Source organism: Candidatus Anaplasma sp. TIGMIC (assembly GCF_028204095.1).
Classification (GTDB): Bacteria; Pseudomonadota; Alphaproteobacteria; order Rickettsiales; family Anaplasmataceae; genus Anaplasma.
On the sequence record NZ_JAQLOH010000017.1, the window covers coordinates 1 to 25,300 of the forward strand.

Sequence of the window (25,300 nt, forward strand, 5' to 3'; positions counted from 1 at the left end):
TTATCCCCTCACTCAGCAGATCATAACAAGCATTAACCATCACCGAAGTCGAAGACACAGACCGAATCTCCACAACCTCACCGCCTTCGATAGACTTTGTGAGGTGTTCTGCAATTTTTATCTTCTTATCTTTGTCAGTCAAAGCTACAATGTTCTCAGCAACCGCCTTAGGACCTTCGCCATCTTTACCGCTACTTTTTTTCTCCTTCGGCCACGTGGGCGCATTTGCGGTACCGTTGTACACAGCGACTATACCATGTTCATAGCTGCCATTAGTCTCACACCCGCTACTCCCACTGTTATGAATGTTGCCGCTGTCTTGACTATTTTTACACAACTTCTTCTCAGTTTCGGGATCACTCGCCTTAAGAGCCTGAGCGAAAGCGATTCTTATGCAATATTAAAGTATTAAAATGAAATTATCGATTTCGCCATTTGAAACTACCCAACGCGAAACAGACAAATTTTAGAAAAAAAATGAAACGCGTTACGGTGCACTAATGGAAGAAATGAAAAATTTAAATCTAACGCCATAGCAGATTATTTTCTGAATAATGAAAAAGGATATCTTACGAATCCACGAAAACACGTTCATTCACGCGCTGGGACAGGCATATCGGAACATGACATTTAGCTAATCTTGTAAAATAAAACTTGGAAGACGGCATGCTGGTGACGGTGTGAAAAAATATACCTAGACTGTCCTGCGGAAACTCTAGGAAGATACCAAATTATGCACTTAGTTAAGACAAACTATGTAGTTACGGTACAGTGCATTTCTGCGAGATAGCTTGGGTCGAACTCCCTATTTAAATACAGGGACAGATCAAGCTTTTCCCATGAGAAACTGCGTGCATGTGACCTTCCAAAATGCCCATAACATGACGTCGGGCTATAAAGTTGATCAAGAAGCGCTAAGCGGGAACATATGCCAGAAACTGAAAGGTCAACAGTCTCTGATATAAACTTCTCTATCTTCTTATTGTCTACCACTCCCGTTCCGAAAGTATTTACACTAAACGTAAGCGGATGTGGAACACCTATGGAGTAAGACAGCTGAACAAGACACTCATCCGCTAGCCCAGAATGTACTATGTTCTTAGCGAGATACCGTGCAATGTAAGCTGCTGATCTATCGACCTTACTTGGGTCTTTACCAGAAAAAGCACCGCCGCCATGGGGAACGTGCCCTCCGTAAGTATCAACCATAATCTTACGGCCAGTTACTCCCGTATCGCCTACTGGACCACCAACAACAAACCGTCCTGTGGGATTAACATAGAAATCCTTATCTGCACACATCCAACCTCTTGGGATGGACTCAACAAGGTATGGATATACGATGTCCCGTACATCGCGCTGGGTCATGCATTCATCATGCTGTATTGAAATAACAGCCTTATGCAAAGCTACAGGCTTACGCCCTTCGTATTTTACTGTAAGAGCTGTTTTTGCATCAGGGCCCAAGCCTTGAATTTTTCCACTTCGAATCGCCGAAAACAAATTCCTCAGTACCAGGTGTGAATAAAAAATAGGGGACGGCATGAGTGACTCCGTCTCGTTTATGGCGTAGCCATACATTATCCCCTGGTCGCCAGCGCCCTTGGTGCCGCCTAGATTCACACCTTGTATTATATCTTTCGACTGCTCATGTATCATCACCGAGATAGAGACAGTTTCCCAGTGAAAACCTTCCATTTCATAGCCAATGTCACGAAGTGCAGCACGAACCAGTGCTTCGACTTCTTCATCGTCAACATTAACACCGTAAACTTCACCAGCGATGAAAACTCTCCCTACAGTTACTAGGGCATCTACCGCAACATGCGCCTCTGGGTTCTTTGAAATGTAATAGTCAAGCACCTCATCAGCAATTCTATCAGCCACTTTATCAGGGTGACCATGTGATACAGACTCACTTGTTAAGAAACAGATTTCGCTGCTTTTATCTGGATAAACCACTGGAAAAAAGTACGTATTAGTTGGGATTATTACGCTGGGATTGTACATAAAAATTTTAATCAAAACAAGAAAATCCGTCTCTTTAAACCTAATAAAGGTTGGGTAGGACGGCTTATTGACTAAGTTAATAAAATATGCAAGCCTACATCGATGCGGTGTCCGTAGCTCAGTTGGATAGAGCAACAGCCTTCTAAGCTGTGGGTCAGGGGTTCAAATCCCCTCGGACACACTCCACATTATTTTCGGTCTTTATTGTGCGCTCTTACTACGATGTAATCGTCATAGGTGGCGGAATAAATGGTGTTCTCTGCGCGATTGGCCTAGAAAAGGCAGGCGTTTCTACAGTGGTATTAGAAGAGAGAGATTCATTACTAAGTAACATGAAGGATCGCGTTTTTGCTATTGCAAGACGGTCTAAAGAAATACTTGAATTCTACGGTGTCTGGGAGGAAAAAGCCGGCTACGGAAAAATTGACCATATTATGATCTATGACGAAGGAGGATGCACTTCGGTGCACTACGATAAAAAGTTCGTAGATAATATGCCAATGGGATATGTAGTAGAAGCAGAAGAACTAGCTAAAGACATAAAAAAAGGTATAAGGTTTGACTATATAACATCTTCACCCTACGAGACATTGACTAGGAGTGGAGGTTTTGCAGAGGTTTCCCTTGCTGATGGAACAAAGCTGAAGGCAAGTTTAGTAATTTGTGCCGATGGCAAGGCGTCTAAGCTTCGCAAACTCCTGGACATGCCTGCAATTGACTATAACTTTGGTCAGAGCTGCATAATATGTAACATAAGACACGGAAGGAATCATAGCAACACAGCGATAGAACATTTCTACCCTAGTGGTCCTTTTGCTATTCTACCAATGGGTGGTGGTTTTACTTCATCAATTGTATGGACTGAGAAAACTATTACAGCAGAGAAATTATTCAATTCTGACAATTTTGAGAGAGAGCTGGAAAAGAAGTGCTCGTTTTTTCTGGGTAAACTTGAGTTAGCAAGTGAAAGAAAAATTTTCAATATCTCGATGTCGTTTTTGAAAAAGCAGTTCTCCGACCGTGTTATATTTATGGGAGATGCTGCCCATACAATTCATCCGCTTGCTGGTCAAGGTCTAAACCTTGGTATTAGAGAGGGTATGGCAATTTCTAACATTCTTGGAAAATACAATAAACTTGGGACAGATTTGGGGCAAAAATTTATCTTACAAGAGATTGAAAATAGCAGAATATTAGACAATCTTTCTATGGCTGCTGTTACAACAATCACAAACTCTCTTTTCTCTAGCAATTCTCTGATACGAAAGGTAATAAGACGTGCAGCAATGTCTATAGTAGATATGTCACCACTCCTAAAAAGAAAGCTTATGACGCACGCTATGGGTATAAGCAAACTCTGCGAATAACTACTGACCTTTCACTTTTTTTATCTCGCTCTTATTTTGAACAACAAGCCTAATAAGATCTTCCAACGCATAACCTACTTTGATGGCACACATCTTTCTTACCCTAAGAATGTTCTCGCTGGTAAATTCCGAGTCATCATACTTAAGAAGAGAGAGAAGCATCTCATCTACGTGGCTCGTAACATCAGAGATAAAAGACTTTCTTAGACCATTGATTATTGGAGGCATGGATGGCCCACTTTCCCTATCTTTAAAAAATGACGCTACTCTAGTGTCACCAAAAAACTTATCCATTAGCATGGACGGCATGCGCATCCATCTTACTCTCCATACAAAGCTTTGTACAAAATATACTGCTATGGCTAGAAGGACGCATTTAATAACAAAAGAAGAAGTTACTGCACTACGGTTATAGTAGTACCACTTGATCATAACATACATTCGATGGTACAGATCAAACGGGTTTTTGTACAAGGCTAGGCTGGATATACCATCTTGAAATGCTATGGATGACGCCGAGAAAAAGTACGAAAAAACAATAACAAACAATGCCTTGCTCATCACTTTGTCGAAGTGACAAAATAGGTAAGACAGCATCATTAGTCTTATAATAGACATACGACGTCACTCAAACAAAGTAATGTAGGAAAAACGCTGGGATGGGAGGGATCGAACCTCCGCATGACGGTACCAAAAACCGTTGCCTTACCGCTTGGCGACATCCCAACTGTAACCCAGCACACGCAATGAAGGATAGTAATAAGAAATAGTAAAAATGCAATGAAAAACACAAAACTACTCAAGGTTTGAACCTCGTACAATGTAATAAAATTCCTTGTAGAAGTTGTCTTTTCGTATCATCATCGGCTTGGCTATCATGATTTGTAATTGTCTTGTGAACTTCCAGGACATAGTTAGAAATTTAGAGAAATTCTGGGAGGAATATGGATGCACCATACTGTATCCATACTCTTCGGAGCTTGGTGCTGGCACGCTACACCCTGCGACATCGATGGAGGTGCTCTCAGGAAAAAAGAATATGGTTGCTTACTTGCAGCCAGTAGTGCGGCCATGCGATGGGCGGTACGGGGATAACCAAAATAGGCTGTACCAGCACCACCAGTATCAAGTTATAGTACAACCATCCAGCTTATCGCTCCGGGATGATTATCTACGAAGCCTAGAATTAATAGGTATATCTACAAAGGACTTCGATATAAGGTTCATAGAGGACGACTGGGAAAACCCAAGTATCGGGGCACATGGTTTTGGATGGGAGGTCTCTTGTAATGGCATGGAGATTACACAGTTTACGTACATGCAGCAGGTCGGAGGAATAGACTGTGAGCTAATACCTGGCGAAATAGCATATGGATTGGAAAGAATTGCCATGGTACTACAAGAAAAAGACACGGTATACGACATAGAATGGAATAACTCAGGGGTGGTTTACGGCGATATTTTTAAAAATCGTGAAAGGGAATTTTCTGCACTGTCTTTCGAACATTATGATACAAGCTTCCTAATAGATAGTTTTGAAAAAAGCGAAAAAATGTGTGAGACAATGGTGGAAAACGACGTGCCAATTGCTGGGTACGACTTCTGCGTGAAAGCAAGCCACATACTTAACTTACTGGAAGCAAGGGGCGTAATAGGCGTAAACGAAAGGGCTTCTTATATTCTAAGAGTGAGGAAGATGACAAATATGTGCTGCAAATCTTATGTAAAGCTATACAAAGTAGCGTGATATGTCTCTAGATCTGGTGTTTGAAGTCCTATGTGAGCAAATGCCCGTTAGGACTATGGATATTGCTCTTGGGTATGTAGGAGCAAGTGTCCGTGAAGGTTTGGATAAAGAAGGGATTACATTTAGTAGCGAAAAGACCTTTGTTACCCCGAATAGAATAGCGCTAATCGTGTGTGGAATAGAGCGAGCGCGAAAAGAAGAAAGAAAGGAGGTAAAGGGCCCACGTGTTTGTAGCGGAATCGAAGCTATCGAAGGATTTTTGAGAAAGATGGATAAGTCTAGCGTCGAGGAACTAGAGATAAGAAATCTCGATGGTATTGACTTCTATTACGCGACGATAGAGGAAAAAAAATCCGGAAACATATGTGACTCTGTTAGTGAAGTAATACAAAGAATGGTTGATAGGTTCCCTCTTCACAAAAAAATGAAATGGGGAAGCGGCGTAGGAGACTGGGTGAGACCAGTTCTTAATGTAGCATGCGTATTAGGAGAATCTGTATTAAAAATACGGCTTGCTGGTAGCGTGGCTAATGACACCACATATGGGAACATACGTTTAGCGCGTGTGCCGTATAAAATCACTTGCGCTGCTGGTTATATAGCGTTTCTGGAAGAACATAACGTTGTTCTTGATCAAGACAAGAGGAGATTGCAAATCCTAGATGCAATTGACTGTGCGATCGCCGAAAGCGGTCTAACGTACAATAGGGATGATAAGATTCTCGATGAAATGTGCGGTATGCTCGAGTGCCCCAAGGTCCTGGTTGGAAGTATTGACGAAGAGTTCATGTGCCTTCCTTTTGAGGTGATCTATTGCGTGTTAACGAAGCACCAGAGATGTCTAGCACTGTATGATGAAGACCGCCGAATAGTAAAATTCGCTGCTGTGGTTGCTACTGTAAATGAGAGGGTAAGGGCAACACATGAGATGGTTGTTAGGGCAAGACTAAAGGATGCAGTCTTCCTCATTGATAAAGATAAAAAGAGAGGGCTTATAAACTATGTAGATGATCTAGGGAAGGTTATTTTCAAGAAAGAACTAGGTTCTCTGAGGGAAAAAGTAGATAGAATATCGGTTCTAGCAAAATATGCTTCCGTATGGGTTCCTCGGGCATATCTACTTAGTGTGGAGCGTGCAGCAATTTTAGCTAAAGCTGATCTAGCTTCCTTGATTGTGAAGGAGTTTCCAGAGCTGCAGGGCAAAATGGGGCGCTATTACGCACAGCAGAGTGGTGAAGAGCATGATGTATGTGTAGCGATCGAAGAGCATTATCTACCGATAGGAGCAAACGGGAGAACTCCAGTGACACCAATAGGAGTGGCAGTTTCAATAGCGGACAAGACAGATACTTTGGTGGGCCTTTTTGCTACAGAGAGGGTTACTGGATCGAGTGATCCATTTGCACTACGTAGAACAGCAATAACCCTATTAAAGGTGATTAGAGATAGTGTTATAGCAATCCCGTTGGATCTAATCGTATCAAAATCAGTTTATCTGTATCTTTGTGATGCAAAAAAAGACAAAAAGCTTAAATCAGCCTTTAGCGGTGTGAATATAGAAACCATGACAAAAATGATTCTCGATTTTTGTTATGAAAGGCTAAAGATCATACTGAAAGATGAGGGATATGACCGGGACATTATAGGATGCGTGGTAGGGACATATCACGATATTCTGTTGGTCAAGAGAAAGGTTAAGGTTATAGGAGCATATATAAAAACTCCGGAAGGTAAGGAAATTTTAACCTCCTTTAGGAGGATACACAATATCTTGCCCAGGGGCATTTTTGATAACCCAAAAGATAAGCGAGTAAAAAATAAATGCAGTGAAAAACTGTGTGAAGACAAAACTGAGGTGGAGCTATATCGACAGGTGAAAAGTAGTGAGGGGACAATAATTGCCCTAATGAAGGCAAATAACTTCAGTGAGGCCATGGATACATTGCATCTGCTGTGCCCATACATTGAGGCATTCTTGGAAAACGTACGCGTTCACGAAGAGGAAAATAGCGACATTTATAAGAATAGGCTTAGTTTGGCTATTTGGGTAGTGCGCATATTCAATATGGTAATAGACTTCAATAAAATACCGAAAGAAGCGTAGTTAAAATGTTGAATTTTTCTACATTAGTACATACATATGAACCGTCTTCTTTTTTCAAATGTGTGAAGAGTTAACATGGGCGGTGAGGATTATTACGAACTACTTGGAGTTAGTAAAGGAGCTAGCGCTGAGGAAATAAAGAAGTCATATCGTAAGCTGGTATTTAAATACCATCCAGATAAAAATCAAGGAAATAAAGAGGCTGAGGAAAAATTCAAGAAGGTAAGCGAAGCATATGAGGTGTTGAGCGACCCGGATAAGAAGGCTGCTTACGACAGATACGGACACAGTGCCTTTGCCGGTGGAATGGGCGGAAGACAAGGTTTTGGCGGAGGTTTTGAAGGAGGGTTTTCATCTGACTTTTCCGATATTTTCAATGACTTTTTCGGTGGTGGCTTCGGAAAATCTGCGCGACAAGCGAGCCGGGAAAGTATGCGAGGCTCAGACCTAAGGTACGACATAGAAGTAACTTTGGAAGACGCTTACAAGGGAGTAAAGGTCCCGATAAGTTATGTAACAAACGTAAGATGTAACACCTGTAGTGGAAGTGGCGGAGAAGGCGCTGTAAAGTCAGTAAAATGTGGGACGTGTAATGGCGCTGGACGTATAAGGACCAGAAAGGGCTTTTTAACAATAGAGGAACTATGCCACGTCTGTAACGGCGAAGGTGAAGTCATAAAAAATAAGTGTAAAAGATGCGGTGGCAGCGGAAGGGTTCGTAACGAGGTTGGAATATTGGTTACAGTGCCACGAGGTATAGAGAACGGCAACAAAGTTAGAGTAAATGGTAAGGGTGAAGCAGGCTACAGAGGCGAACGAGACGGCGATTTATATGTGTATGTTGTCGTTAAAAGTCACAAATTTTTCACACGCAAAGGATCAGATCTGTACTGTAATGTCCCAATAAAGATGACGCAAGCAGCTTTGGGTGGTGAGATAGAGATCCCTACAATTGACGGAGTTTGGACGAAGCTGAAGATACCTGAGGGTACGCAAAACCAGGACAAGCTGCGCCTTAAGGGTAAGGGTATGCCTGAGGTGCACAGTAATGATAGAATGGGGGACATGTATGTCCAGGTAACAGTTGAAACACCTGTAAAGCTATCAAAAAAACAAGTGGAGTTGCTGAAGAAATTTGATGAAGAGTCCAATGCAAACTGTAGCCCTAAATGCGCGGGATTCTTTCAGAAGATAAAGGGATTGTGGAAGGACATAAGTTCGTAACTCAGCTGTAGCGCTCTGTTACGTCTAAACCTATATCTTTACACATAACCGAGTTTGTAATGCACCCTATTGAAATGTAATCAACGCAGCACGCAGCAATATCTCGAACGTTGTGTAGGGTGACGCCACCGGAAACTTCAATTTTAGCTAGTGAAGAAACAATGGATACAGATCTTTTTATATCGTAGATACTCATGTTGTCGAGTAACACAGTATCTACCATATTTTCTACAGATTCGATCACCTGGTCTGTTGTATCGCATTCCACTGATATAATCGCAGTAGGGCCGAATTTGTCTCGCACCCGTTTAACACACTCAGATATCCCACTGCAGCTTGCAATGTGGTTGTCTTTTATCATTATCCCATCAAACAGCCCCATTCTAAAGCTTGAACCACCACCAACTTTAACGGCATAAAGATCAAATTGCCGCAATCCAGGACATGTTTTACGCGTACTTCTGATTGTAGTCTTAGTACCGGAAACTGCATCGACAAATTGTTTGGTCAGTGAAGAAATACCAGAAGCCCGCTGCAAGAAGTTTAGCAATACTCGTTCAACAGACAAAACCTTTGTTGCCCGGCCTGAACCTTCTATAATGCAAGTACCAGGAGTTACAAGTGCTCCGTCCGGCTGTAAAGGTGTAAGAATAATGTCATCTTGAGGGAAAAGACCGGAAAAGTCGGAAACAAGGCGCATACCTGACACGACCATCTCCTCACGAGTATTTATGTTGAATTTGATTTTTTCATCACCAACAATGCAACTGGTAGTAATATCACCTATCTGACCAAGATCCTCTTCCAGCGCAGTATATATTATGCTTTCAAACATGATAAAATTTTTCGATGACGAACCACAACACAGTGTGTAGATTGTAACATCTTTGAGCCGTTAAGTGAATTTGCTATGTGGGTAAAATTGTGTTTATAGCCGCAGTCTGTGTAGCTTATTTAATTGGATCTATCCCATTCTCGTATCTTTTGGCAAAGATTCTCGTAAAAAAGGATATAAGAACTGTTGGATCAGGGAATGTTGGTGCAACGAATGTCTATAGAGTAAACAAGAGTCTCTCCCTTCTTGTGTTGATCCTCGATGTTTCGAAATCCTACATACCCTTAACGTTTTTCGCGAAAATGCAGCAATGTCCGCCGCAAGATATGTACCTTATTGGGCTAGCAGCCGTAGTCGGCCATGTGTTTCCACTGTGGCTGAGGTTCAAGGGGGGAAAAGGAGTCGCGACAACACTTGGTATCCTGTGTGCCGTATCTCATTTAACGTTGTTTGGATTTTTAGTGTTGTTCGGTGTCACATACCTACTTACTAGGTATGTTTCCCTGTCTTCCATGGTAGCGATAATCGCGACAATGGTCATGGTTATTATGTATGAGGAAGCACAGGCAATAGCATACTACGGCTTAACGACAATGATAGTGTTATTCCGTCACAAGGAAAATATACAACGTCTGGTAAGGGGCGAGGAAAATAAGCTATAGTATTCCAGATGTATGACGAGTGGAAAAAATATGGCATAGCGCTGCGCCAATGGCATCAGTAGAATGATTGCTAATGTTTAGTGAAACAGGGCGTGATAGAGTCGAGTTCACCATAAAAGCAATTTGATCCTTGGAGGCATGCCCAGAACCGAAAACACACTTTTTTATTTTAGTTGGCGAGTATTCGAAAATATCGATTTTACATTCCATCATTGCAAGAATAGCTGCACATCGCCCATAGCAAAGATACATGGAAGCTTTTGGGTTCGAGTTTACAAAAACGTTCTCAATAGAAGCAACGGCGATCACATGTTTTTTTGCGACAGAGCATAGCTCTGAGAAAATTGAATGAAGTTTATGGTGTATGTCATCCTTTTGGGATGTCTGAACAACTCCAACATCGATAAGCGTTGTTCCAGATTTTTCTGATTTAACTACAGCCCAGCCTGTCGCCTTAAGACCAGGATCGATCCCCATAACTACCATGGATTAGGAGCTCAAAACATACATGAAAAGAAACAGGAAGAGCCATATGACGTCAACAAAATGCCAGTACCACGCAGCGCATTCGAAGCCAATGTGACAAGAAGGTGATAACTGACCTTTGTACATCCTAATTAGGCACACAATAAGTGAAATGATGCCCATGATAACGTGCATCCCATGAAACCCTGTCGCCATGTAGAAGTTTGATGAGTAAATCGCCTTTGGTCCTTGTTCGCTGAAAGCGAAGCCAGCGTGCATGTACTCTAAAGCCTGAAATGCAGAAAAAATTATTCCAAGGCAAATAGTGAAGAAAAGCATGCGCCTCGCTTCCTTCATGTTATTTTCGATAAGGAAATGGTGCGACCAGGTAATCGTACAGCCTGATAAAAGTAGTGTGACAGTATTAAGAAAGGGAATGGTCCATGGGCTCACAGTGCGAATTCCTGCCGGCGGCCATGTAGAGGCCACTTTTTTTGAAAAATCAACGAGTTGGTATGCAGGAAATAGCCATGCTTTGAAAAACGACCAAAAAAAAGCGAAAAAGAACATGGTCTCAGAGAGAATCATGACCGTTAGTCCAAGGCGTAATCCAGTTTTTACAACCTCAGTGAAACATTGGTCGCGAATAGCCTCACGTATAACATCTTTCCACCAAAAATATAGGACTAGGCCTGTTGAAACGGCACCAATAGGTAAAAAAACATATCCTAGAGACTTTTTATGAATGAAAAACACTACGCCAAATGCAGTAATGAAGGAAAAAATTGACAAAAATAACGGCCAAGGACTGCTAGATAGGATGTGGTGGTCGTGTTTTTTCATGCAGAAAGAAAACGAATAAAGTAAAGAGAACTTATAGAATTCGAGGCCAAAGTGTCAAGACATAAAGGAAAAGCATAAAATAAAAAACTCACAGTGATCGCACGTGGTCAGTGAGCCTTTTTACGTTATCGGGTGGCGTGCTTGGGATAATCCCATGCCCAAGATTGAATATCAGAGGTTTGTTTTTTAGAACTGAAACTATCTCCGAAGCTTTTGAGATTGCTGTATCGATGTCGTACGCAAGCAACGAAGGATCAAGGTTACCTTGTATTGCGCAGGAGATGTTGTCCTTGATCCAGTATGGTGGAATGCTGTAGTCAACGCATGTAGCCTGCACACCTGAATGAGATGAGTAGTCTTTATACATGACGCCTGCCCCTTTTGGAAAGCCTATTATTGGTATGTCAGGGAAAGAACTCTGTATTTCTGCGACAATTTTTTGTGTTGGGTTGATAACAAAGCTTTTGAAAAGGTCAAATGGTAGGCCGCCAGCATTGCTGTCAAATAGTTGAATAACATCAGCGCCGTATTCGATTTGTTTTCTTAGATACAGGGCAGTAAAGTTTGTGATTTCTTCAATGAGATTGGAAATAGAAGTATCTCCAGATCTGTGGCGACGTATTAGCTCTGTTGTGTTTTTTTCGTGTCCTAAAATGTAGGTGGCAACTGTCCAGGGTGATCCTGCAAAACCTATAAGTGCTTTTGATTCATGAAGGATAGAGCGAACCTGTCGGATGCTTTCCAGTACAGGTATTGTGAGGTTCAGTGATTCTTCCACGCAGCGAATCTGCCTGGTTTCAATATTTATTTTTGGTCCGTGACCCCGGTAAAACTGGACATCGAAGCCCAAGACGTCAGGAACGACCATTATGTCTGAGAATATTATAGCGGCATCGATATCGAATCGTTCTATGGGTTGTAGCGTTACCTCTGTAACAAGATCCTTGGTGTAGCATGCTGATAGGAAGTTTTCCCGCCCATGCATAGCTTTTTGATATTCTGGAAGATACCTACCGGCTTGTCTCATGTACCAAATTGGTATTCCCTGCGTGTTCTTCGTTGTTTGAAACGAGGCTCTCAACCTGTTTGTATGTTCTTTTGAATCAAACATAATAATCTTTCATTATATATAAATATAACTAGTTTATACCTGTTAATTGCGTGAATAACTCGTTCTATTCTGAAAAACCGCTCAGTTGGGGTGTTTCATTTTGTGAATAAATTTGTTAGTAAAGTATATAACCCACTGATTTTCTGATGAAATATATGTGTATAAAATGTTTGTTAATTGTGTTGATAACTATGGTGTCAAATCTCAGTTGAGCTCTTGCCGTGGTTGTTTTTTCTTAAAACTCTGTGTATAATGTGTTGCTCTAATGTTAATATCTTTTATTCACTAAAGGTTGACACATTTATAAACACAGTTATACAGCATACTTTGTATGGCAAAAGGAGTTTTGCTGTTATACTGCTGCCTCGAGGTAAGATGGTTTATCGGTTTCACACAACATGGGTAGTCAAGACTCTGTAGAGGAGGGGGAGGAGAGCGATCGAACCTTTCTCAGCCGTTTGAAGTCAAGTTTTTACGGATTCATTCTCAACAAATTTCCGGGGTTTAAGGGGTTCATACGAAGGGAGGTGTTCCAGAGTAACACGTTTTGCTTCAATGGGATTCACATCATGAATAACCTGGTTAGCCTCGACGATTGCACTGTTCAGCAAATGATGGTCCAAAGATCGGAAATTAGGGCGTTTGCTTTAGATGATAAGGACCTTTTGAAGAATGTCCTGAAAAGTCAGCATACAAGAGTGCCTGTCTATAGAGATAATCTTGACAATATAGTCGGGTTTGTGCACGTCAGAGATGTTATGCGCAAGGGTAGCGGCGATTTTAACGTTAGGGAAGTAATTCACAACGTTATGTATGTTCCGCACTCCATGAAAGCGGTTAGCCTGTTTGTTAAAATGCAGACTTCGCGCGTCCACATGGCCATAGTGTTGGATGAGTATGGCAGCACGGATGGTCTCGTTACCATGGAAGACATTGTGGAACAGATAGTGGGCAACATTGAGTACGAGAATGACGAGAATTCTGTCCCAGACATAATAAATATTTCTAGCGATAAAATTGAAGTGAATGCTAGGGTTCTGGTGAGGACCTTGGAACAAACTCTGGGTATTGTTCTGCGTGATCCGTCATCAGAAGAAGAGTATGACACAATTGGTGGGCTCATTTTCTCTATGGTTGGAAGAGTTCCCGTTGTAGATGAGGTGTTTAACCACAAGAGCGGGGCGGTATTTTGCATCAAAGAAGTGGATAACCGCTGTATATACAGAGTAGTCGTAGACCTCTCTGGGGTTAGTAGGAACTCTTCCTGCTAGGACACTAAAATGAACGCCTTTCCGGCGGAGGGGCAAGATCAAAGTTTTTCATGTCAGGCTCCGATGGTTGGCCCCCTTTTATGTTTGAAATTGTGGCGCGGTCGTTTGCGGGGAATGTAACCAAGCTTACTTCCCATAGGTCAATTTTTGTGATTATTCGTATCCGCGATCTTTTGTCCCGTCTTGACGTAACCACTCTGTATCCAATAGAAAGAGAGTTGATGATCCCTTTTTTGATCATTGAATAGACTTCGCGTCCCTTTAGCAGGTCAAGGTTTAGTTGGGCTGTCATAAGTAGGCCGAAGGAGTTTTCTGTCAGGCTTAGAATCTTTCCTATTGGGTCTTTTGTATTGTGTTGCCATAAAAGAGCGACTTTTCGCCGTTTTAGAGATTCTGCAAAAGAGCCCGGGGCTATAATATCTTTTTGCTGATCCACTCGATTGAATACGCTTGCATATCCCCAAAAAATGCCCTTATCAGAAACGCAATCATGTTGTTGTTCTGTTTGACTGTACATGTAGTTCCCTATGGTTTGCTATGATCAATTTTGTTTATTCGTGAATAGTGTTTCCCCCTTCTATCGGGTGTAAGCCAAAAGCGGCGCGCTTTTCATTTATTGTCATGAAAGAAGCGTTTTGAACGTATTGCCACAAGCGTTGTCGTTTTTCTGTCAAAACGCTGATGGACTCCTTGTCGTAAGATAGGAATAGATTGTGTCCAAAACGCGGCACTAACCAGGAATTGAAGTGTGCAATGATACTCTCAAGGTGGGGGATTACGGTTTGTTCCCAGAGAGCAAGTCTTGCCTCAGAGAGGTTGCTATAGGTATTGTCTCCAGGAATACCTATAAGTTGTGGTGGCACGCCGAAAGCGAGTGCGATCTCTCGTGCGGAGATATTTTTAGATTCTATAAAATCCATATCTTTGGGTGTGAGGCTCATTTCCTTCCACTCCAAACCACCCTCCAACAATATGGGTCGCCCAGAATTGCTGTGCCCTGAGTAAAAGTTTTCAATTTGTGACTTCAGTCTTTGATACTGGTCTTGTGAAAGCGAACTGCTTCGTCCGTCTTTATTGTTAACTATTAACGCCCCACTTGGCCGAGCTCCGTTCTGCAGCATGGCCTGGTTCCATGAGCCAGCCTGGTTATGCTGGTCGATACTGTAGGATGCGGCTTCGATGGTCGATAAGCCGTACCAGTCATTTAGTGGGTGAAAATTTTTTAGATGCAGAAGACTGTGTTTGTGGGATGAGTTGTTAGAAGTAAATTCGTGAACTGCGCCATTTACCATGTACCGATAAATGACGGCACATCCCTTTGTTACTATTTCTACTCGATCGGGCCGCAATAGGTGTAGTTCTTTCGGCTGTGTTGCTCCTGAGTCTACAGAAAGCACATACGAATTACCGCTTATCAACCTGTACGTTATGATTCCCTCTATAAATTCTGCGCGGGTCATGGCATTATTCGGCCGCGCCAGTAACTGCAGCAGCGGATGATTTCCCACAGGGAAGACGCCCTTTTTCGTAATACGATTTAGGGTTAAGGAGACAGACCCGGCGGAAGAAGCAATCATGTGAATTGATCGAAACGCAATGACGTTTTTTATGTAGCCGTTCCGTGCGAAGTTGAAATAATCCCTTTCCTCCCAAATAGCTTCTCTTTGGCAATCCAGAAAGGAAGAAACTCCATTTCCGCGACTGAAAATACCAAAAGACTCCTTCATTTGTTCACTCCTTGAAGGCACAATATGTTTATGCTAACGGTTGACTTTGAGGGGCCGGAAGCAATATTATGCCGTCCTTTCTAACGGTAAGTGTGGCTTAATGGCGCAGTTCAATCAAAATAGCTTATTTTGGGTTGGCGCCTGCTTAAGTCAGTTCACTTGGTGGTAGTGTTCCCGCGGAGAGTAACGGTAAAATAAATCACCGTAAATTTTGAACAGGGGAATAGTACCACGTCGTTTTTCAGCCTATGTGGGCGCAGTCAAGACCTTATAGCTGACCATAAGTTCGGCGTTGGGGGTTGTGTGTTTCCAGTCTGGATAGCGCGCAAACTTATTTTTCAGCTGAAAAAATTACAGGTGTGCATTTTTAGGTCAGTGCCACCACATTTACAGACTATAAGAATAGAGGTGGCTCCTGATAGAACAAGGAAGCAGGGATCTGTGGAACCACAGACGATATATTTTAACTTAAAACATGCGGTGTGGGAGTAAAGTGCGCAAGTAAAATACATGCCGCACGGATACCAAAGGTGGTACCGTATATGCAACTTGCATAAGAGAAAAAAGTTGCGGCGACTTTAATAAATGTCGTAATTAGTTATCTAAAAATTATTTTACTGATATCATCTAGTATATAAACAATAATACAGCCATGCTACAGGAGTATCGCGATTTGTCATGCGCAATCAAGGCGCTTGCCAAGGAAAAGAATGCGGTGATTCTTGCTCACTACTACCAAGAGGACGAAATACAGGAGGTAGCAGATTTTGTAGGAGATTCACTTGATTTGTCGAAGAAAGCTGCTGCGGTTGATGCAGATATAGTAGTATTCTGCGGCGTGTTTTTCATGGCTGAGGTAGCTAAGATTTTAAACCCGACGCGTAAGGTCATTCTACCAGATATAAAAGCGGGATGTTCACTGTCGGATTCGTGTCGCGGCGAGGATTTCAAAAAATTTCGACAAGCACATAGTGACCATATTTCAGTAACGTATATAAACTCCTCAGCCGAGGTAAAGTGCTATTCTGATATTATATGTACGTCGTCGAATGCAGAAAGCATAATCAACAGCATACCGTTAGAAAAGAAGATTCTGTTCGCTCCTGATCGCTATTTAGGCGAGTTTTTGAGTGAAAAAACTGGAAGGGACATGTTGTTGTGGCAAGGAAGCTGCGTTGTTCACGAAAGCTTTTCAGAGGCCTCGCTTGTGGACTTAAAGGTTAGACACCGAGATGCTCATGTAATAGCTCATCCGGAATGTCCGGGAAATCTTCTTCGGCATGCGGACTGTGTGGGGTCCACAAAAAAACTGCTGCAGTACGCAATAGATCGGCCCGGCAGCAAGTTTATAGTACTCACGGAAGAGGGGCTTTTGTACCAAATGAAAAAGTATTCACCCGGCAGTACGTTTTACATGGTAGAGACTACGAGCCCGGGGTGCGATGCATGTAGTAAATGTCCGTATATGCGCCTCAATACTTTGGAGAAGCTGTACAAATGCATATCGGAAGAGCTTCCGGAAATTATCTTGGATGAAGAAATAATCATGGATGCGAGGCGATCTGTTGACGCCATGATGGCACTATCGTTCTCCAATGCCAGCGCAACGGCAGTAGTGTAAAGCTGGCCAGCCCGTCAGTATGCTTCAGCTATCTTCAGTCAGATTTTCTGTGAAGTACTGCGCTTTGTGAGCCATCGATTTGTAATCATCTGCGTTTGCCGAGTGCGGCGCGGCCATGGTTATGTTCTTCCACTTCTTGGAATAGTCAGCATTGATCTTATGGAAGTCTCTCAGCATTTTTTGTTCTTCGTTTAGGGCGCTGTCGTCATTAGCGAACAGATCGCCTATGAATTCATCACTTACTATGGCATCAGCAGGACAAACCGGAACGCAAACCCCGCAGTCAATACACTGATCTGGGTCAATGACTAACATGTTTTTGCCTTCATAGAAGCAGTCAACAGGACAAACTTCCACGCAATCTGTGTACTTGCACCGAATGCAGCGATCTGTAACAAAATGTGTCATAGAATTGAGCTGAGCACTACGGGTACAATGATACAGTACCGTCATGCAAGATCAAAGCTAATCTTGGGCAGACTTGGGAAAACGACGGGCGATTGTGCACAAAAAAGTGCCTTGTCGTCGTGGTGCACGCAGTTATATAAAGCAGGGAAGGTGTTTGAGCCGAGCACATTCAAACGAAGTATGGGTTGGCAATTATTCACGCGTTGCAAGCCCCGGCAAGACTGGGAGAAAGTTGTCACAAGATGGCAGAAGCCTCAGAGAAATTGTGAAGCATTGAAGAAATAGGTGAAACACGGCGTTCCGCAGCAAGGCCCAACGTTATGAAGCTGGCCAGCGACGCGTTTTTTCCGTTAAGCGTTCAAGAAGAAGACTGGTCACTCAGAAAGTGTAAAAGTGCACCCCCGCCGGTTGATACATACGTAAAATCCTGCTCGTGGTAGCCTAGTGACTTAAGTGCAAATATGCTATCGCCACCACCCGCAATTGTTTTTGCCTTTCGGCTTTTGTGGCAATCTACTATATCTCGTATCAGGTCTTCTGTGCCACGAGAGAAGTTCTTGTTTTCAAACATGCCCATGGGACCATTCCAGAATACTGTACTGCATTTACTCAGAGTCTCCCCTATGAGTATAGACGTTTTATTTCCGATGTCGAAGATAATATCCTCATCCTCCACGCTGCAATTCTCTTTCATTACTGCGAGGCCATCGGGGCTTTGTGCGACAACGTGGTCCGTAGGCAAAATTATTTTGCAACCACTTTGCTTTGCGACCTCCAGCACTGAGAGAGTTTCGTCATGATTATGCTCACAGATGGAGCTCCCGACTTTGAATCCAGATACGTGCAAAAAAGTGTTTGATAGTCCTCCCCCCAAGATCAAAAAATCAACTTTGCTTGCTAAGTTACTTAGCATACGGATTTTTGTGGAAGCCTTTGCTCCCCCCACCACAGCGGCAACGGGACGTTCACTTACCAGGCTACCTATATGCTGTAGCTCCTCCTGCAAGTTGAACCCAGCAAAGGATGGTAAGCAGCGAGCAACGCCATCAATTGAGGCATGTTTTCTGTGGGAGCAAGAAAATGCGTCATTAACATAAATGTCCGCCAGTTCTGCTAATTGTTGAGCAAATTCCGGATCGTTAGAGGTCTCACCACTGTAAAACCTTAGGTTCTCCAGTAGAACTACTGATCCCCACGGAAGTGAATCAAGGACTGTATGGACTTGTTTACTTGAAATACCAGGAACAAAAGTCACCCCCGTTTTGAGTACTTTGCTCACAACACCAGCTATTGGTCTAAGGGATAGCCCTTCTTCAGGGCCTTTTGGCCTTCCTAAGTGGGAGATTAGAATAATTTTTGCACCTGACTCAATAAGATATCTTACTGTGGGAATTATTCTCTCTATTCTTGTACTATCGCTGACCTCTGAGCCTAACATAGGAACATTGAGATCGACACGTAACAGCACCTTATTGTGACCGACACCGGAACTTTGTATGCCCGGTAGGTTTTTAATATCGCCCATATGATACTACTTGTTTAGCTTCACAGATTATAGGTTGGTACACTGCAAAAACAACCCAGAAAAAAGCTTCTAGGGTAGGTGGGTTAGGGAGCGTAGATAGTCGCTCTTGTAGTGCTGCATTGGCAGGAAGAACAATTAGTGCTGATATTAGTTGTGCAGTTAGTAGCGCAAGGAGAAGCAAGTTATGCTCTTGTTTGTTCCGTATGAACAAGCGATTAGGTCCTTTATAGAGGAGGATAGCGTCTGATACACGCTATAAATCATGATACAACTTAAACGGTCCCATATACGGCACATTAGGTCTAGAAGCCAGATTGGTTTTATGTGTTTTCGCACTAAAAACACCAACCAGCGCGGTATAATCTCGCCATTATGCATTATTTAACTATGCCGAGTATATAATCCCGCAGAGTTATGTTGCGAGGAGGGTCTTATGCAGCAGTCGCAAGAAGGCAGCCAGGGGAATGCCTCGCCTCCTGGGATACACTGGGAGGTTGTAAAGAACAAGAAATATAGCAGTGGGAATCTAGCGATAGTATCGTGCCTATACTCCATAAAGGTATATGGGACAAGCGGGGTAATAACCTTTGGTGATGACCCGGTAAGAAGCCTTCTTTTGAGGATAAACATATCAGTTGACTGCGTACTATTGAATAAGGCCGTGAGTATAGAGATACTAGATGGTATTTCATTTAGTAAGTTTACCAGCAAGAAGAAGAGTTATGCATCGCGACTGCAAGATCTGTGCAAGCATTTTGACTCATCTTTTGGTATTTCCCTTCCTCCTAGTATTAAGCGTAGTTTCGCCGATGAGTTTGATGAAGCTGCAAGGCTGCTGAGAAGCTCTTTCAGCATCTGAATCACGTGATTGTCCTCACCAACGCGCAGACATGGTTGGGTGTGATACGGGCCAGTGCCCGATTTCATGCTAATCGCGTGGCCAATGGTCTGCAAGACCTGTGTACTGTACGAGGCAAGATGCGATCGCAAATTGTGTAGTAAGTGTGATAGGTATGGCAAGTAACGAAGGGCATCCTGCGCTGTACTTTGCGGTAGGTGATGCAGTATGAATTGTGGCTCCAGAGGCACTTTGTATACTATGTTCACTGCGTGATTCTATGCTGGATTTAGAGAAAAAGTGGGCGTTGCGATATAGGGTCAATCCGAAAACGATCCGTAAAATGCATACCTCAACATACTACGTGCACCGCCGCAAGCAGGGTATTCATAATTAGCGGCACCTTGAAGCATTTTCCAATGCATCCCAGAAGCCAGGACACCGAGCTATTACAGGTGTGTTTTGTAGTTTGCCGCGCAAAAACGCTGATGTCTACACAAGTTCAAACGCGTGTAACGCGTACTTTCTTTGAGCAATGCATGCTACATGGTACAATGCGGAAGTATTTTTGATATGCGGACATTGTTATGGCCAGGGAACACCAACAGTTGGTGTTAATACAAAGGCAATGGAGAGGTGGTACCGTGGGTGAAATACACATGGGAAGGGATTTTTCCTCGGGCTTTGGTCAGTTTTTGAAATTTTAGGTTACTAGTTGGGTGATATGAGTTATCGTTAGTTGATAGTGTGGGGCTTTGTGTTATGCGTGCAAGTCTTGTGTGTGGCAGTTCACCAATGTTACTGGCTAGGGCTTCCTTCAGCTTCTTTGTGGCTTATTTATCTACCATGGTTGCTTGCGTCGAAAGTTCAGATGATGATTCTCCGCATGGCTGGGGAGTGGGTTCTCCTTTTGTGGGAGTTTCTGTATCTATGATGCGTTGCCTTGTGATTTTGTTATTTCTTGCTGCGCAGCTATCAGTGGTGGCGTTTTACGCGGCCGCAGTGTCTAGATACAAAAGTTTCGCAGCGGTTGTAGCGTGGTTTGTTGCGGTTGCGGCTCATAGCAGGCTGCAAGAAGCTAGGAAGAAGAGTGAGGAAGATAAATCAGCTAAGAGGGGAGCTGCGCTCACTCATGCTAGTAAGGAACAGACCGAATATCCCGTGGGGAGTGCTCTCTGGCTCCTTAGGGTTTCTAGTAGGTTCTTCGCTACTACGGAGCACTTTCCACCTGGCAGCTTTTGCCCCAAATGCTAAGAGAGGCGTTTCTGGTGTGTTAGCGCTTGTGAGTTTTTCGCCTGTTGTGGATGATGTATGTGGAAAATTTTTACTTGTTACGGAAACGGACTGTGGGAGTTGTTGTGCAGGGTTTCTTGTGCCATCCCAGGCATCGAGGAGGTGGGAAAGTTGCTGAAGAATGGACGTGTGTCCATTAAGGAGAGCGTTTCAGCCTTGAGAGAAAAGACTCGGTATTTGCTAGCAACAAACATAGATCTCGGGCTGTACCATTTTTACCGTGGCAACATATCAGATGCGAAGACCAGATTTTGGTTGATACGTTTAGTCAGACCAGGTTTACCGGACGTTCACTATAACATAGGTAGGTGCTACTGGGTTCTGAAGCGAGACGATAAGGCAATTGAGAACTTTGAGAAAGCCTTGGCCATTGATAGCGCCCACAAGGAGGCTAGGTATTATCTCGATAAAATTCAAGCTCCAGGTACCATAACAGAAGTTCCAGAAAATATCATAAGGCAGCACTACAACTATACCAGTGAGTATTTTGTCGAACATTGGCTCATTGAGAAGAACTATCGCGGTCATGAATACGTCAGGTCGTTGGTAATGAACTTTTTTGGCGATAGACTTGCAGATATAACTATTCTCGATTTGGGATGTGGCACTGGGGCATGTGGCCAGTTTTTGAGGATGAGGGACATAGGAAGTTACATTACCGGAGTGGACATATCGAGGAGAATGCTGGATATAGCTAGGCAGTGTTTTGTTCACGGTAAGCGGGCGTATAACGAGCTTGTGTGTGTTAGCATGAGCAAGTTTCTTGAGGAGAATGCCAGGAAGTACGATGTGATAGTGATGACAGAGGTGCTTCTTTACTTTGGCAGCCTGGAGGAGATACTTTCTTCTGCCAGTAAGGCACTTAGTCCCACTGGGATGATTATAGGTCTTGTGCGAAATAAGGAAGGCGAGGGCGAGTATGAGTTTGTGAAGGAGGGTGATTTCTTCTGTCATACTGCTGCCTACATCCCGCGTATAGTGGAGAAATTGGGGTTGCACCTAAACTATATAACTCGGTGTGAGATATATATGGATAAGGTCGTAGGATTGCTTTTCGCTATATCTAAATCTGAAACCAAGGAAGCAGCAGGGTAATAGTTACATAGGGTGCTAGATTGCATTCTTGGTTAATAGTTTAATTGGACTTTAATTGACAAGCAATTTGGCTTTTCATTATCATGGTCCAGGATGTTTCGTGTGCGGTTATGGTGGAAATGGTAGACACGCAGCGTTGAGGTCGCTGTGGCTATAATAGGCCTTGGAAGTTCAAGTCTTCTTAACCGCACCATTTCATGAGTTTCATAATGCGTAACCCTGTAGGCAGCTTTTTTGGTTTCGGAAACAATATGTTGTGCAGAGCCGTAAATGAGATGCGGCGTGGAGCACCTATTGTGCTTAGGCATGATGCTAGCTATGTTCTTGCCTTTGCATGTGAACTTCTTGATCAGCAAACACTGTCGGTTTTTACGTCTTTTTCACGCGATGCATGCATCTTGCTGACGGCACACCGTGCAGCATTGGTGTCATCCTGTGATGCCCTATCAAGGGTAAATGTGGGGTCCATGTCAATACAGGACGTCTACTCCATACTTTCGGGTGCTCCGTCTTCAGTGTCAGCCAGCATTGAGGCTTTTCCAAGCAGCAATTTGCTCGATAAATTTGCTATTGACCTGGTAAAGATGGCAAAGTTCCTGCCGTCTGCGCTCGTTGTGGATATGGATTTTGCTGACGAAATCGCAATGGGCGAGTGGTGCAGCGACAACGACATCTTGCATTTTGATTGTTCTATGTTGGCGGGCTATACGCAGCAGTATAGTTTGAGAGAAGTGTGTAGGTCGGACCTTCACTTACAGGATTCTTTAACATCTAAGATAGTGGTATACAGGTCCAACATTGGTGAACCTGAGCACTATGCCGTTATTATAGGTACTCCCAATATGGACAATCCTGTCGTGAGGCTACACTCTTCGTGCTACACGGGCGACTTACTCGGTAGTCTGGCGTGTGATTGTCGTGGACAGCTACTCACGTCAGTGAAGCTCATGGGTAGTCAGGAAGGTGGGGTGATACTGTACATCTCACAAGAGGGGCGAGGAATAGGACTGGCAAACAAGATCAGGGCGTATAACTTACAAGCTAACCACGCATTAGACACTGTGGATGCCAACAGGTTCTTGGGGTTCGAAGACGATGAGAGAGTGTTTTTGCCTGCGGCGTGTATACTAAACATGCTAGGAGTGACAAATCTTCAGCTTTTGACGAGTAACCCCAACAAAGTGCAGGCAATATGCAGGTACGGTTTTAATGTTACCAACACAATCCCACTGATAACAGAACCCAACAAATATAACGGACACTACATAAAGACTAAACAGACCCGTTTGGGCCATGGATCGTAACGGAAGTCTGCTTGTTTGACAACGCATGTGTATACGCGTAGATTGTTCCGGTATACAGGACCTGAAACTATATCTGACTGTTATGTTGCAGGTGGTGTGAAGTGCTGCACTGCGGGTCGTGCTTAGTAGAGTGTTGTTTTGCAGCTTGTGGTTTTTTGATTTCCACGCGGGATACTTAGCTTTTGGTGATAATTCGTCATCAGCGCGACTGTTAGAGTATGGATTTGCGTATGTGTGTGTGGGGGGGGTGAATGACAGGTGAAGCCGAGTGTGAGTCATTGCGACTTTTTTCTTTCGCATTTTTCGTTCTAATTTCTTTTTGTGCTTACGCGTGTTGTAGGCGCGTACTAAATGCAGTGCGATCAACGGCTTCTAGGGGCACTGAGAAGGGTAGGATGCCAGAGCTCTTGTGGCAGAGTGGAAGTTGTTTTCGTAAGCGGGTGCTTTTTTCTTCTACAAACAGCGGGCACCAGCAAGATGGTCATCGAGATACTAATCTTTCCCGTAGCCACGGCACATTGCCCCCATCATGCAACAGGAGCTGCTGTGTATGTTGATATGCGCGACCGGAGGCTTGCAATAAGGCAAGAAGTCACAATAGCGAATAGAGTAGAAATGTGGCACCTCACGGAACGTGACGTCAGGCAATATCAGCTTCTGTATTTTATGGCGGTGTTTTATATATGGTTTTGCAGAATGCACCGCATACTCAAAGTAGATACCAGTATGTTGAAAAATAATATCCAGCAAGAATCGAAACTCGGCGCTGTTACCGCCGAAAATGTTGATGTGATGGCACAGAAGCGCTATAGTCCTTGACCTGGAGCCTGTGGTGGTAAAACAAACAGCGCAACTGCATGATAACATAACCGGTTTTCTGGCACTGTGCGGGTAATAAATCTTGCCTTGTCTGTTGACAGAGTGCCGGATTGAGTGATGGGGAATGTAAAAGTAACATGAAATAAGGTGTGCGAAGGGGCTTGTAGGTAGGTTGCGGCAAGAATTATATTGTTGTCAGCCCGAGGTGCGATATGCATTTGGTAAATATGTTGCTTATGTATGCCCCTGCGCGCAACTTCTTACGGTGGTCCAAGCGTTGCATATGTCACACGGATTTTAACGTATGAGGTACTTTTTTTTCATGTTAAATACGTACTCGCGTATGTTATGGGTGTGCAGGATAGGGGTAACGTGTATGTGCCGTGAGGCGTCGATGCTGTGCTGTAAGCATTCTGCGTGCCTCGCGGCAGTTTCTTTATTCCTAAACTGGGTTTGTAACTTGCAGTAACAATGCGGCGTTAGCACGACTGCCGTAGATGGCCATAAGAATGTGTGTAAGGGCATGAAAGATGATGTAGGAAATGAGTCGCTGCAGCTGTTTTCAACCGTGTGTGTAGCTCTATTTTCCCTTGGCTACGTATGTTGCAGGTCCATACTAAACGAAGTGAGATCCGTGGTTTATTGTGGCACGGATGCGTGCTTCGTTCTATTTTTCTTGTGTACCGTTAGTGGTGTTCGCATACTGAACGCAGTTAGATCTATAGTTTATCACGGTACGGAGGGTTCGATACACGGGCGTAGACAGAGTGCAAACTCTGACTGTGGGCAGGAGCTCCTCTCTTCTGCAGATAATCGTCAGCAGCAGGACGACCGGGATACTAGTATTTCCCCTGGCGTGATTGTGCCAAAAGGAGATGCTATGCGCATTAATACGCCCGCCCGGCACCGGGATATTATAAGGCAGGAAGTTACTATAGATAGGAAAGTAAAGGTTTGGCGCCTCACAGAGGATGATGTCAGGCCACATCATCTTCTATATCTTGTATTGGTATTTTGGGTGTGGTTTGACA

24 protein-coding genes and 3 tRNA genes are annotated in these 25,300 nt (G+C 43.5%); 15 read left to right on the forward strand and 12 right to left on the reverse strand.

Annotated features, from left to right (window positions below):
• On the reverse strand, nt 1-337 hold a 337-nt coding region (locus tag PGW94_RS02635; RefSeq protein ID WP_271758362.1), incomplete at its 3' end, for a P44/Msp2 family outer membrane protein.
• 416 nt (nt 338-753) lie between these two features.
• Entirely contained in the window at nt 754-1,962 is a 1,209-nt protein-coding gene (gene metK, locus PGW94_RS02640) for a methionine adenosyltransferase (protein WP_410519523.1), read from the reverse strand.
• Nucleotides 1,963-2,117: 155 nt separating this feature from the next.
• Here metK and PGW94_RS02645 point away from each other — a divergent pair.
• Together PGW94_RS02645 and PGW94_RS02650 are read left to right on the forward strand one after the other, a co-directional pair.
• Nucleotides 2,118-2,191, forward strand: a tRNA-Arg gene (locus PGW94_RS02645).
• 25 nt (nt 2,192-2,216) lie between these two features.
• Nucleotides 2,217-3,377 carry an FAD-dependent monooxygenase gene (locus PGW94_RS02650; RefSeq protein WP_271758366.1) on the forward strand — a complete coding sequence of 387 codons (1,161 nt, stop codon included), beginning with the start codon at nt 2,217-2,219 and terminating at the stop codon, nt 3,375-3,377.
• Here PGW94_RS02650 and PGW94_RS02655 read toward each other — a convergent pair whose 3' ends face one another.
• Together PGW94_RS02655 and PGW94_RS02660 are read right to left on the reverse strand one after the other, a co-directional pair.
• Entirely contained in the window at nt 3,378-3,995 is a 618-nt protein-coding gene (locus tag PGW94_RS02655; RefSeq protein WP_271758368.1) for a hypothetical protein, read from the reverse strand.
• A 36-nt stretch (nt 3,996-4,031) separates the two neighbouring features.
• Nucleotides 4,032-4,103 (reverse strand) — tRNA-Gln (locus PGW94_RS02660).
• A 169-nt stretch (nt 4,104-4,272) separates the two neighbouring features.
• Between PGW94_RS02660 and PGW94_RS02665 the strand changes: the two genes are divergently transcribed.
• The 3 genes from PGW94_RS02665 (at nt 4,273) to dnaJ (ending at nt 8,452) form a co-directional block, all read left to right on the forward strand.
• Entirely contained in the window at nt 4,273-5,124 is an 852-nt protein-coding gene (locus PGW94_RS02665) for a glycine--tRNA ligase subunit alpha (protein WP_271758413.1), read from the forward strand.
• Nucleotide 5,125: 1 nt separating this feature from the next.
• The gene (glyS, locus tag PGW94_RS02670; RefSeq protein WP_271758370.1) at nt 5,126-7,228 is read left to right on the forward strand and encodes a glycine--tRNA ligase subunit beta; all 2,103 of its coding nucleotides are present in this window, start codon (nt 5,126-5,128) and stop codon (nt 7,226-7,228) included.
• A gap of 75 nt (nt 7,229-7,303) precedes the next feature.
• Complete coding sequence (dnaJ, locus tag PGW94_RS02675; RefSeq protein WP_271758373.1) at nt 7,304-8,452, forward strand: molecular chaperone DnaJ; 1,149 nt, start codon at nt 7,304-7,306, stop codon at nt 8,450-8,452.
• Between the two features lies 1 nt (nt 8,453).
• On the opposite strand, the gene nadC is transcribed toward dnaJ, so the two are convergent.
• Nucleotides 8,454-9,287, reverse strand: coding sequence for a carboxylating nicotinate-nucleotide diphosphorylase (gene nadC / locus PGW94_RS02680; RefSeq protein WP_271758376.1), 834 nt, complete (start codon nt 9,285-9,287; stop codon nt 8,454-8,456).
• Nucleotides 9,288-9,364: 77 nt separating this feature from the next.
• On the opposite strand from nadC, the gene plsY reads away from it, so the two are divergent.
• Nucleotides 9,365-9,949 (forward strand): glycerol-3-phosphate 1-O-acyltransferase PlsY, encoded by a 585-nt coding sequence (gene plsY / locus PGW94_RS02685; protein WP_271758379.1) that lies wholly within the window; start codon nt 9,365-9,367, stop codon nt 9,947-9,949.
• Here the strand turns inward: plsY and PGW94_RS02690 are convergent.
• The 3 genes from PGW94_RS02690 to hemE form a co-directional block, all read right to left on the reverse strand.
• Nucleotides 9,944-10,426 carry a crossover junction endodeoxyribonuclease RuvC gene (locus tag PGW94_RS02690; protein ID WP_271758381.1) on the reverse strand — a complete coding sequence of 161 codons (483 nt, stop codon included), beginning with the start codon at nt 10,424-10,426 and terminating at the stop codon, nt 9,944-9,946. The genes plsY and PGW94_RS02690 overlap by 6 nt on opposite strands.
• Nucleotides 10,427-10,438: 12 nt before the next feature.
• A complete protein-coding gene (locus PGW94_RS02695; RefSeq protein ID WP_271758383.1) occupies nt 10,439-11,257 on the reverse strand; it encodes a cytochrome c oxidase subunit 3 in 819 nt (272 codons plus the stop codon).
• 88 nt (nt 11,258-11,345) lie between these two features.
• Nucleotides 11,346-12,368 (reverse strand): uroporphyrinogen decarboxylase, encoded by a 1,023-nt coding sequence (gene hemE / locus PGW94_RS02700; RefSeq protein ID WP_271758385.1) that lies wholly within the window; start codon nt 12,366-12,368, stop codon nt 11,346-11,348.
• A gap of 398 nt (nt 12,369-12,766) precedes the next feature.
• Here hemE and PGW94_RS02705 point away from each other — a divergent pair, with 398 nt between their 5' ends.
• Nucleotides 12,767-13,639: a hemolysin family protein gene (locus tag PGW94_RS02705; RefSeq protein WP_271758386.1), complete on the forward strand. Its 873-nt coding sequence runs from the start codon at nt 12,767-12,769 to the stop codon at nt 13,637-13,639.
• Nucleotides 13,640-13,643: 4 nt separating this feature from the next.
• On the opposite strand, the gene PGW94_RS02710 is transcribed toward PGW94_RS02705, so the two are convergent.
• Nucleotides 13,644-14,156 carry an HK97 family phage prohead protease gene (locus tag PGW94_RS02710; RefSeq protein WP_271758388.1) on the reverse strand — a complete coding sequence of 171 codons (513 nt, stop codon included), beginning with the start codon at nt 14,154-14,156 and terminating at the stop codon, nt 13,644-13,646.
• A 34-nt stretch (nt 14,157-14,190) separates the two neighbouring features.
• Nucleotides 14,191-15,366, reverse strand: a complete 1,176-nt coding sequence (locus PGW94_RS02715; protein WP_271758390.1) for a phage portal protein — start codon at nt 15,364-15,366, stop codon at nt 14,191-14,193.
• Between the two features lie 652 nt (nt 15,367-16,018).
• Here PGW94_RS02715 and nadA point away from each other — a divergent pair.
• Entirely contained in the window at nt 16,019-16,987 is a 969-nt protein-coding gene (gene nadA, locus PGW94_RS02720; protein WP_271758392.1) for a quinolinate synthase NadA, read from the forward strand.
• A 24-nt stretch (nt 16,988-17,011) separates the two neighbouring features.
• Here nadA and PGW94_RS02725 read toward each other — a convergent pair whose 3' ends face one another.
• The gene (locus PGW94_RS02725) at nt 17,012-17,395 is read right to left on the reverse strand and encodes a ferredoxin family protein (protein ID WP_271758394.1); all 384 of its coding nucleotides are present in this window, start codon (nt 17,393-17,395) and stop codon (nt 17,012-17,014) included.
• Between the two features lie 358 nt (nt 17,396-17,753).
• Nucleotides 17,754-18,920, reverse strand: coding sequence for a phosphoglycerate kinase (locus PGW94_RS02730; protein WP_271758396.1), 1,167 nt, complete (start codon nt 18,918-18,920; stop codon nt 17,754-17,756).
• A 433-nt stretch (nt 18,921-19,353) separates the two neighbouring features.
• Between PGW94_RS02730 and PGW94_RS02735 the strand changes: the two genes are divergently transcribed.
• The 7 genes from PGW94_RS02735 to PGW94_RS02765 all read left to right on the forward strand — a co-directional run.
• Nucleotides 19,354-19,779, forward strand: a complete 426-nt coding sequence (locus PGW94_RS02735; RefSeq protein WP_271758398.1) for a hypothetical protein — start codon at nt 19,354-19,356, stop codon at nt 19,777-19,779.
• A 726-nt stretch (nt 19,780-20,505) separates the two neighbouring features.
• Nucleotides 20,506-21,012 (forward strand): hypothetical protein, encoded by a 507-nt coding sequence (locus tag PGW94_RS02740; protein ID WP_271758400.1) that lies wholly within the window; start codon nt 20,506-20,508, stop codon nt 21,010-21,012.
• A 57-nt stretch (nt 21,013-21,069) separates the two neighbouring features.
• Entirely contained in the window at nt 21,070-22,146 is a 1,077-nt protein-coding gene (locus PGW94_RS02745; RefSeq protein WP_271758402.1) for a methyltransferase, read from the forward strand.
• Between the two features lie 104 nt (nt 22,147-22,250).
• Nucleotides 22,251-22,339: transfer RNA gene (locus tag PGW94_RS02750), tRNA-Leu, on the forward strand.
• A gap of 16 nt (nt 22,340-22,355) precedes the next feature.
• Entirely contained in the window at nt 22,356-23,450 is a 1,095-nt protein-coding gene (locus PGW94_RS02755) for a GTP cyclohydrolase II (protein WP_271758403.1), read from the forward strand.
• A gap of 351 nt (nt 23,451-23,801) precedes the next feature.
• On the forward strand, nt 23,802-24,269 hold the full coding sequence (locus PGW94_RS02760; RefSeq protein WP_271758405.1) for a hypothetical protein: 468 nt from the start codon (nt 23,802-23,804) through the stop codon (nt 24,267-24,269).
• Nucleotides 24,270-24,792: 523 nt separating this feature from the next.
• The coding region (locus PGW94_RS02765; protein WP_271758407.1) for a hypothetical protein at nt 24,793-25,300 on the forward strand (508 nt) is incomplete at its 3' end.